The sequence below is a fragment of the Tolypothrix sp. VBCCA 56010 genome (assembly GCF_050875635.1).
In the GTDB taxonomy this organism is placed as follows: Bacteria; Cyanobacteriota; Cyanobacteriia; order Cyanobacteriales; family Nostocaceae; genus Hassallia.
Map to the genome: position 1 here is coordinate 1 of NZ_JBPAOH010000206.1, position 10,587 is coordinate 10,587.

Sequence of the window (10,587 nt, forward strand, 5' to 3'; positions counted from 1 at the left end):
ACAGCAACTGCCCGATTACATGGTGCCAACTTCTTTTGTGGTGCTTGATACCCTGCCACTCACACCTAATGGTAAAGTTGACCGCAAGGCACTACCAGATCCCGACCACACTAGACTAGAGGTGGAAGCGTACGTTGCACCCCGAAACGAGGTAGAGCAACTCATATCTGCTGTATGGCAAGAGGTGCTGAATCTGGAAAAAGTAGGTGTCCACGACAATTTCTTTGAAGTTGGTGGTCATTCACTCCTGATCATCCAAGTTCATAACAAACTTCATCACAAGTTACTAGAAAACATTAACAGGGAAATCTCAGTAGTTGACTTGTTTAAATATCCAAGCATAAGTTCTTTGGCACAATATCTCAGCCAGAAACATGATGTGGAAACACCTACTTTGCAGAAAATTAATGACCGTGCCAGCAAGCAAATAGAAGCTCTAAAACGACGACCACTTATGAAACAAAGGAAGAAAACCAATGGATAACTGGGAAACACAAGATGGTTTGGAACCTATAGCTATAATTGGCATGGCTGGTCGTTTTCCGGGAGCCAAAAATGTTGATGAGTTTTGGCAAAATCTACGCGACGGTGTGGAGTCCATTTCATTTTTCACTGATGAGGAATTAGAGGCTTCAGGCATAGACCCAGCTTTACTGAATGACCAAAACTATGTCAAAGCAAATGCTTTGTTGTCAGATGTAGAAATGTTTGATGCGTCATTCTTCGGCTTTACACCTAAGGAAGCTGAAGTTATGGACCCCCAACACCGCCTCTTTTTGGAGTGTGCTTGGGAGGTTCTTGAAAATGCTGGTTACAACTCCCAAACATACAATGGTCAAATTGGTGTTTACGCTGGTGCCGGTCTGAATACCTACTTGCTCCATAACCTAGTCTCAAACCGCGACCAAATCGAATCGGTGGGCAACTATCAAATTTTTATTAGCAATGATAAAGACTTTGTGCCTACGCGAGTCTCTTACAAGCTGAACCTCAAAGGACCGAGTGTTAACGTTAGCACTGCCTGCTCTACGTCATTAGTGGCTGTCCAAATGGGATGCCAAAGCTTGCTGAATTACCAGTGTGATATGGTAATAGCTGGTGGTGTTTCAATCTGCCTTACACAAAAGGCAGGTTATTTGTATCAAGAAGGCATGATTTTTTCTCCCGATGGACACTGCCGAGCCTTTGATGCCCAAGCTCAGGGAACTGTTAGCGGCAACGGTGTAGGAATCGTCCTTCTGAAACGCCTATCGGATGCCCTTGCTGATGGAGACTGCATCCATGCAATCATAAAAGGTTCAGCTATCAATAACGACGGTTCGTCAAAAGTTGGTTATACTGCTCCTAGTGTGGAAGGTCAATCAGCAGTGATTTCAGAGGCTCAGGCTATAGCTGGCATTGAGACCGAAACAATCACCTATATAGAAGCCCACGGAACCGGAACAGTTCTGGGAGACCCGATTGAAATCGCCGCGCTGACACAAGCTTTTCGTGGTACAACCCAAAAGAAGGGCTTCTGTGCGATCGGTTCGGTGAAAACAAATGTTGGACATTTAGATGCTGCTGCTGGTGTAACGGGTCTGATTAAAACAGTCCTAGCGCTTAAACACAAGTTGCTGCCACCGACGCTACACTTTGAAAAGCCCAATCCCAAGATTGATTTTGCCAATAGTCCCTTTTACGTCAACACGACTCTGCGCGAATGGAAAACCGACGAAATTAAACGCCGAGCTGGGGTCAGTTCTTTTGGCATCGGCGGCACTAATGCCCATGTCATCCTAGAAGAAGCCCCTACTATTGAGTCTTCTGGAAAATCTAGACCTTGGCAGTTGCTGGTTCTCTCAGCCAAAACCGACTCTGCACTTGATACTGCAACTGCAAATCTGGTCAAACACTTAAAACAGCATCCTGAAATTAACCTCGCTGATGTTGCTTACACGCAAAGCATCGGTCGCCAGGGTTTCGACCATCGACGGATGCTGGTTTGCCAAGATATTAACGAGGTATCGATCGCACTTAATCCCCTAGATCCAAAACAAGTTTTTACAAGCTTCATAGAGACCAAAGCTCGACCTGTAGTGTTTATGTTTTCCGGGCAGGGAGCGCAGTACGTTAATATGGGCAGGGAACTCTACGAAAGTGAGCCTATTTTTAGAGAGCAAGTCGATTACTGTAGTCAATTGCTCAAACCTCACATTGGAATGGATTTGCGTACTGTACTTTATCCCAATGAAGAACAAACTCAACAAGCCGCACAGTATCTGCTACAAACTGCTATTACCCAGCCAGCGCTGTTTGTAATTGAGTACGCTCTTGCTCAGTTGTGGATCGCATGGGGTGTGCATCCGGAAGCGATGATTGGTCACAGCATTGGAGAGTACGTAGCTGCTACCGTGGCTGGAGTTTTCTCGCTTGACGATGCCTTAGCACTAGTAGCAAAGCGAGGAAAACTGATGCAGCAGTTACCTCAAGGGGGAATGCTCTCAGTTCAACTTCCCGAACAACAGGTGAAACCTTTGCTGACAAAGGAACTGTCTTTAGCAGCAAGCAATGCACCTTCCTACTGTGTGGTGTCAGGTTCCTTGTCAGCTGTAGAACAATTGCAACAGCAGCTACAAGAAAAAGGTGTAGCGTGTCGGCAACTGCATACGAGTCATGCTTTTCATTCTCAAATGATGGAACCCATCATTCAGCCATTCACCCAGTTGTTACAACTCGTCAAACTCAATCCCCCCCAAATTCCGTTTGTGTCCAATGTCAGTGGAACTTGGATTACCGCAACAGAAGCAACAGACCCCAACTATTGGGCAAGGCATTTACGACAGCCAGTACATTTTAATGAAGGAATCGCTCAGTTAGTTCAAACACATGAGCGCATTTTACTGGAAATTGGACCTGGGCGGACATTAAGTACTTTTGCTCTTCAGCATCAAACAGAAAAATTGGCGGTACTGACCTCAATGCGTCATCCACAGGAGCAACAGTCAGATGTAGCATTTTTACTTAACACTTTGGGTCGGCTCTGGTTATTGGGGGTTGAAATCGATTGGTCTAGTTTTTACACTTATGAACAACGCCATCGCATCCCCCTACCGACATATCCTTTTGAACGCCAGCCTTACTGGATTAAGCCAAATCCCTCATTTGCCCAAGCTACAGTATCACAAGAACCATTACACAAGAAGCCAAATATTGCCGACTGGTTCTATGTTCCTCGTTGGAAAGAATCCACACCACCTGAGCTTTTTCAAAACGGAGAACTGGCAGGGCAAAAGTTATGCTGGTTGGTTTTTGTAGATGCCTATGGAATCGGAGACGAAATCGCAAAACGACTTGAACAACAGGGTCAGGATGCGATCGCCGTGACGATGGGAGAGCAATTTACCAAACTCAATGACCGTACATACGCCATTAATCCTCAACAACCAGATGACTATAATGCCTTGTTCCAAGCACTTCAAAAGCAGGATTTGAACCCAAACGCGATCGCCCACTTTTGGAGCGTCACACCCAATGATACACTGCTCAACAACAAGCTAGATGAACTGACGAAATCACCGCATCAATTTTTTGAAGATTTTCAAAATCTCGGCTTCAGGAGTCTGCTTTTCCTAGCACAAGCGGTGGGAGAAGAGAATATTACTGACCCCATTAAGCTGATGGTCGTCACCAGCAATATATATGATGTCACTGGACAGGAGAGGTTGTGTCCTGAGAAAGCAACGGTGTTAGGACCGTGCAAAGTGATTCCACAAGAATACCCCAACTTAACCTGCTGTTGCATTGATGTAGTGATTCCTTATTCGGAAACACCAACACAACAACTGGTAGATAACCTTTTAACGGAATTTACAGTACAGACGAGTGAAAACATAGTTGCCTACCGTGGGCATCACCGCTGGGTTCAAACCTTTGAGAAAATCCATTTAGACGATAATATTGCAGGTAAAACCAGGTTAAAGCAAGAAGGAGTTTACCTAATCACTGGTGGACTTGGTGGAATTGGGTTAGTATTAGCTGAATACTTAGCTAAAACAGTACAAGCTAAGTTAATCCTGATCGGACGAAAGGAGCTACCCGAGCGATCGCAATGGTCCCAATGGCTAGCAACTCATGATAGCCAGGATGCTGTCAGCCGCAAACTCCAGAAAGTGTTGGCTCTTGAAGAATTGGGTGCACAGGTTCAACTCAAAAGTGCCGATGTCGCTAATCCCGAACAAATGCAGGCAGTAATTGCTCAGGCATTAAAACAATTTGGTCAGATTAATGGTGTCATCCACGCAGCGGGTATTGCCGGTGGCGGTGTGGTTCAACTCAAGACGCTGGATACAGCCACTAGTGTGCTAGCACCGAAAGTTAATGGTACACTAGTATTAGAAGAGGCTTTAAAGAATATCAATCTAGATTTCTTTGTGCTTTGTTCATCTATAAGTTCCATCCTTGGTGATTTTGGACAGGTAGATTATTGTGCGGCGAATGCCTTTTTAGATGTGTACGCCCAGCGTCATGCTACCACTGGTCAATTTACAGTATCAATTAACTGGGATGCTTGGCAAGAAGTAGGGATGGCAGTGGAAACCGCAGTGCCAGATCAGATCAAACAGGGGCGTGAAGAAAGTCTTAAAAAAGGAATATTACCTCAAGAGGGTGTCGAAGCGTTTGGTCGCATTTTGCGAATTAAGCAGCCTCAGATTGTTGTGTCAACAAAAGACCTCCAATCGGTAATTGAACAGAACAATTCTTTCCAATTGCGGGGAAAAGAATTAGCGCTTTTGTCAGAGAAATTAGCGACGGCAAATCTTGACAAACCAACCTATCCCCGCCCCAATTTAGGAAATAATTACGTTGCGGCTCGCAATGAGGTTGAGCAAATAGTTGCCGAAATCTGGCAACAAGTCCTCGGAATTGAGAAAGTAGGTATTCATGACAACTTTTTTGATTTGGGAGGTAATTCTCTGATAAGTATCCAGGTTATTTCCCAGATGCAGAAAGAATTGAATATTCAAATTCCTTTAGTCAGTCTTTATAAAAGTCCTACCGTCAGTTCCCTTGCTGAAATTTTAAGCGGTGATGAAAATCAAGATATTCTTGGTGAGTCCAGTTTTGATCGAGGGAAAAAACGAAGAGAGAAGAAAAAGCAACGCCAGCGGATTTCAAAATAATTTTTGGTAAAAGGATAATTTTATGAAAAACTCGGAAAAATTGGACGACGCGATCGATGATTTAGACATAGCCATTATTGGTATGGTTGGTCGGTTTCCTGGAGCAAAAAATATTGAAGAATTTTGGCAGAATCTGCGAAACGGTGTAGAGTCAATTTCCTTTTTAAGTGAAGAGGAACTGGAGACTTCAGGTATAGACCAGGCAAAGCTAAATGACCCTCAGTATGTAAAAGCAAAACCCCTACTCAAAGATATAGAGTTGTTAGATGCTTCGTTCTTCAGCTTTTCTCCAAAAGAAGCCGAAATTATAGATCCACAACATCGCCTTTTCTTAGAGTGTGCTTGGGAAGCCCTTGAGGTTGCTGGCTACGGCGGTTCTGCTCAGGGTTCTATTGGAGTTTATGCTGGCAGCAGCATGAGTAGCTACATGTTGAATCTTTATTCAAATCCTGATGTCACGGGATTAGAAGAAATGATTTCTTTGGGAAATGATAAAGATTCTTTAGCTACTCGTGTTTCTTATAAATTAAACCTGAAAGGACCAAGCATTAATATTCAAACTTATTGTTCTACATCGTTGGTAGCTGTTCATTTGGCTTGCCAAAGCTTGCTAAATAGTGAATGTGATATGGCTTTAGCTGGTGGTGTGTCAATACAAGTGCCACAAAAAGCTGGGTACTACCATCGACAAGAGGGTATTTTATCACCTGATGGGCATTGCCGCCCCTTTGATGCTAAAGCACAGGGAACTATTTTTGGTAACGGTTTGGGCATTGTGGTTTTGAAAAGATTAGAGGATGCCATTGCTGATGGCGACTTCGTTCATGCTGTTATCAAAGGTTCGGCTATAAATAATGATGGGTCTTTAAAAGTTAGTTACACAGCGCCGAGTGTAAATGGTCAAGCAGATGTGATTTTAGAGGCTTTATCTGCCGCTGGAGTAGAGCCAGATACTGTCAGCTATATAGAAACTCACGGAACTGGAACATCTATAGGAGATCCGATTGAAGTCACAGCACTGACACAGGCTTTTCGCGCCAGAACACAGAAGAAAGGCTTCTGTGCCATTGGTTCTGTAAAAAGCAATATCGGGCATCTGGATAGGGCAGCTGGTATTTCAAGTCTTATTAAAACTGTCCTAGCCCTTAAACATAAACAAATACCTCCTAGTTTGCACTTTGAGCAGCCTAACCCTCAGATAGATTTTGATAACAGCCCTTTTTACGTCAATAGCACACTTTCAGAATGGAAGGCAAATGGTACTCCTTGCCGTGCGGGAGTCAGTTCTTTTGGTTTTGGAGGGACAAATGCCCATGTGATACTTGAAGAAGCCCCTGCTGTTGAACCATCAGGTCCTTCTCGTCCCTGGCAGTTGTTGTTGCTCTCGGCTAAAACCGATACAGCTTTAGAAAGTGCAACAGCGAATTTGGCTGCTTACCTCCAACAGCATCCAGATATTAACCTAGCTGATGTTGCTCATACGTTGCAAGTGGGTCGCCGAGGTTTCGACCACCGACGGATGCTAGTTTGTCAAGATATTAACGAGGTAGCGATCGCACTTAATTCCCTGGATGCAAAACAAGTTTTTACAAGCTTCATAGAACCGAAGGCTCGACCTGTAGTGTTTATGTTTTCAGGGCAGGGAGCGCAGTACGTTAATATGGCTCTAGAACTTTACCAGACTGAGCCGACATTTCGCAAGCAGGTAGATATTTGCTCGGAACTCCTCAAACCCCACTTGGGGCTTGACCTGCGCCATGTGCTGTACCCAAGCGAAGAACGCGCAGAAGTTGCTGCACAGCAAATTAAACAGACAGCTATTGCACAGCCAGCGCTGTTTGTGATTGAGTACGCTTTGGCAAAGTTATGGATGGAATGGGGAGTGCGTCCGCAAGCGATGATCGGTCACAGCATCGGTGAATATGTTGCAGCGTGTCTGGCAAATGTTTTCTCTCTGGAAGATGCCCTAACCTTGGTGACTGCACGAGGACAGCTGATGCAACAACTGCCCTCAGGGACAATGCTTTCCGTTCCCCTTCCAGAAGAGAAGGTGCAAACCCTCTTGGGCAATGAACTTTCTTTAGCTGCGATTAACGGACCGAGCTTTTGCGTAGTTTCGGGGATAGCTGAGGCTGTAGAGGCATTAGAGAACCACCTAGCCGAACAAGGTGTGGAGTGTCGCCGTTTACATACCTCCCATGCCTTCCATTCAAAAATGATGGAACCCATACTTGGGTCGTTCATTGAGCAGGTCAAAAAAGTTAAGTTAAAGCCCCCACAAATTTCCTACACATCCAACGTCACGGGCACTTGGATTACTGCGGCACAAGCAACAGATCCAAACTATTGGGCAAACCATTTGCGCTCCACAGTACGTTTTGGTGAGGGTGTGCAACAGTTCTTAAAAGAACCGGAGCAAATTCTGCTAGAGGTTGGTCCCGGACAGACATTAAGCACATTAGTCAGACAGCATCCAGATAAGGGGAACCAGCAAGTAGTGCTTTCGAGCTTACGCCATCCGCAAGATCGCCAATCGGATGTAGCATTTTTGCTCACTACATTAGGCAAGCTCTGGCTTAGTGGCGTACAGGTGAATTGGTCGGGATTTTATCACCATGAGCAGCGTCATCGCCTCCCCTTGCCGACTTATCCTTTTGAGCGCCAGCGTTACTGGATTGAACCACAAAAACAAGCAAGCGCTGTCAAGACTAATGTAGAAATGTTGTCTTCAACGTCTGTACCACATAAAAAGCCAGACATTGCCGACTGGTTCTACATTCCCTCCTGGAAACGCTCCCAGCTCATCGCCCCTAAATTAGGTGAGACACCAGTTCGATCGAATACACTTGTATTTATCGATGAGTGTGGCTTGGGTGTCCAATTGGTGAAAAAACTTGAATTTGAGGGACACGATGTCATTACGGTGAAGGTTGGGTCAGAGTTTACTAAGTTGAGCGATCGCCTATATACCCTAAATCCCAGACAAAGTAATGACTACGATGCCCTGCTCAATCAACTGCACACACTGGGCAAAATTCCACAAAAGATTGTACATTTATGGAGTGTCACGCCGAACAGTGAAGCCGAATCAGAACTTGAATCGGTTGACACAGCGAAAAGTGGGTGCGTCACGGTTTCCGTGCGCCCAACTTTTCAAGAAGCTCAAGATTTAGGATTTTACAGTCTATTGTTTTTAGCACAAGCCCTTGGCAAACAAACTGTGAATGATAAGCTGCAAATCGCGGTTATTTCCAACAATATGCAGGAAGTGACAGGCGTTGAGGTGCTGTGTCCAGAAAAAGCAACTATACTTGGACCTGTTAGGGTTATAGCGCAAGAATACCCAAACATAAACTGTTGCAGCATTGATGTTGTCATTCCTTCAACAGAAAGTTGGCACGAGGAAAAACTTACAGACCAGCTGCTGAGGGAACTTACAACCACTACGAGCGATCGGGTAATTGCTTATCGTGGTCTTCATCGCTGGGTGCAAACTTTTGAGCCAGTTCGATTGGATAAGTCCAGCGCAGCGACACCACAGTTAAGGGAAGGTGGAGTCTATTTGATTACAGGTGGACTTGGAGGCATTGGACTTGTGCTAGCGGAACATTTTGCGAAGACTGTACAAGCCAAACTTATCCTGATAGGACGTTCAGCTTTGCCCACCAGAGAGGAGTGGGAACAATGGCTTGCTAGTCATGACGATCAAGATAGCGTGAGCCGCAAAATCCGGAAAGTTCAGGAACTTGAAGAGCTAGGTGCTGAAGTTTTGGTGGTCAGTGCAGATACAAGCAATCAGCAACAAATGCAACAAGCTATTGCTTCGGCAAAAGACCGATTTGGTCAGATTAATGGAGTAGTCCACGCCGCAGGAGTTCCTGGAGGCGGCGTAATTCAAGGTAAAACCCCGGATGATGCAGAGAAAATTCTCGCACCTAAAGTGAAGGGTACGCTAATTCTCGATTCTATCCTCAAGGATATTCAGTTGGATTTCTTTATCCTTACATCATCAACTACTTCAATTTTAGGAGGATTTGGGCAGGTAGACTATGCTAGTGCAAATGCCTTTCTTGATGCCTTTGCTCACTACAAAAATTCCAAACGTGGTACTTTCACTGTATGTACCAACTGGGATAATTGGCAAGAGGTGGGGATGGCAGTAAACACAGCGTTGCCACTCGAACTCCAAAAATTGCGTAGTGAGATTCTTCAACAAGGAATATTGCCGGATGAGGGCGTAGATGCCTTAAGCCGCATTTTGGAAAGTAAATTGCCTCAAGTTGCGGTATCAACTAGAGATTTAGGGATTCGAGGTGAGTGGGAGAATGCTTCAAAAACACTATCTTTCTTGGAACCGTTAGATAAAACTATCCCATCCAAACCAGCACATCCAAGACCTGAACTCAGCAATGCTTATGTTGCTCCCCGCAATGAGCTGGAGCAAACTATTGCTAATATCTGGCAACAACTGCTTGGAATTGAGCAAGTGGGCATTCACGACAACTTCTTTGAGTTAGGGGGACATTCCTTGCTAGGTACTCTAGTCATTTCTCGGATACGCGAAACCTTCCAAGTTGAGTTGCCCGTACACAGCCTATTTGAGGAGTCTAGTGTGGCAGGACTCGCCAAGCATATTGAGAGAATTCGTTCAATAGCACAACAGATACGTGCTCTCCCCGTTGAGATGGTGAACAACCGAGAGGAGATAGAATTATGAAAATTATTATCGAAGAGTTTTTGTCTTACCTGTGTAGTTTGGATATAAAGCTTTGGGCTGATGGCGATCGCCTACGCTGTAGTGCCCCGGAAGGAACACTGACACCTTCTCTGCGTGTTCAGTTGCAAGAGCGCAAAGCAGAAATCCTTGCGTTTCTGCAAAAGGCTAATCTTGGCTCAAGTTCGACTCTTGATCCCATTCTGCTGGTTCCACGAGAAGGAAAGCTACCTCTCTCGTTTGCCCAACAACGCTTGTGGTTCCTACAGCAGTTAGAGGTTGATAGTGGCTTTTACAACATTTATGTTACTGTGCGTTTTGAAGGTCAACTCAACGTTGCGGCTTTGGAGTCCAGTCTCAATTACATCATCAACCGCCACGAAGCCCTACGCACCAACTTCGTGACAGTGAACGGGCAACCCGTTCAAGTCATTCACCCGAACCGTGGCTTACCACTGCAAGTTGTGGATTTGCAACAGCTAGACCAAACACAGCGAGAAATCACTTGCCAACAACTGGCAATTTCAGAAGCAAGCCGACCGTTTGATTTGGCTGTTGACCCGTTAGTGCGAGCAAGTTTGCTCAAGCTAGGAGAAAAAGAACACGTATTGCTGGTGGTGATGCACCATATTGTTTCAGATGGTTGGTCAATCGGCGTGCTGGTGCGGGAGTTAGCAGCAGTATACCAAGCTACGTGCAACTCTACAGCAA

At 45.1% G+C, this 10,587-nt stretch carries 4 protein-coding genes; all 4 read left to right on the top strand.

Annotated features, from left to right (window positions below; genetic code table 11):
• Positions 1–484: phosphopantetheine-binding protein (locus AABK37_RS37335; RefSeq protein ID WP_432556495.1), on the top strand; the 484-nt coding region annotated here is incomplete at its 5' end.
• Complete coding sequence (locus tag AABK37_RS37340) at positions 477–5,162, top strand: SDR family oxidoreductase (protein ID WP_432556496.1); 4,686 nt, start codon at positions 477–479, stop codon at positions 5,160–5,162. The genes AABK37_RS37335 and AABK37_RS37340, both read left to right, overlap by 8 nt.
• 22 nt (positions 5,163–5,184) lie before the next feature.
• Positions 5,185–9,879, top strand: a complete 4,695-nt coding sequence (locus AABK37_RS37345; protein ID WP_432556497.1) for an SDR family NAD(P)-dependent oxidoreductase — start codon at positions 5,185–5,187, stop codon at positions 9,877–9,879.
• On the top strand, positions 9,876–10,587 hold a 712-nt coding region (locus AABK37_RS37350), incomplete at its 3' end, for a condensation domain-containing protein (protein WP_432556498.1). The genes AABK37_RS37345 and AABK37_RS37350, both read left to right, overlap by 4 nt.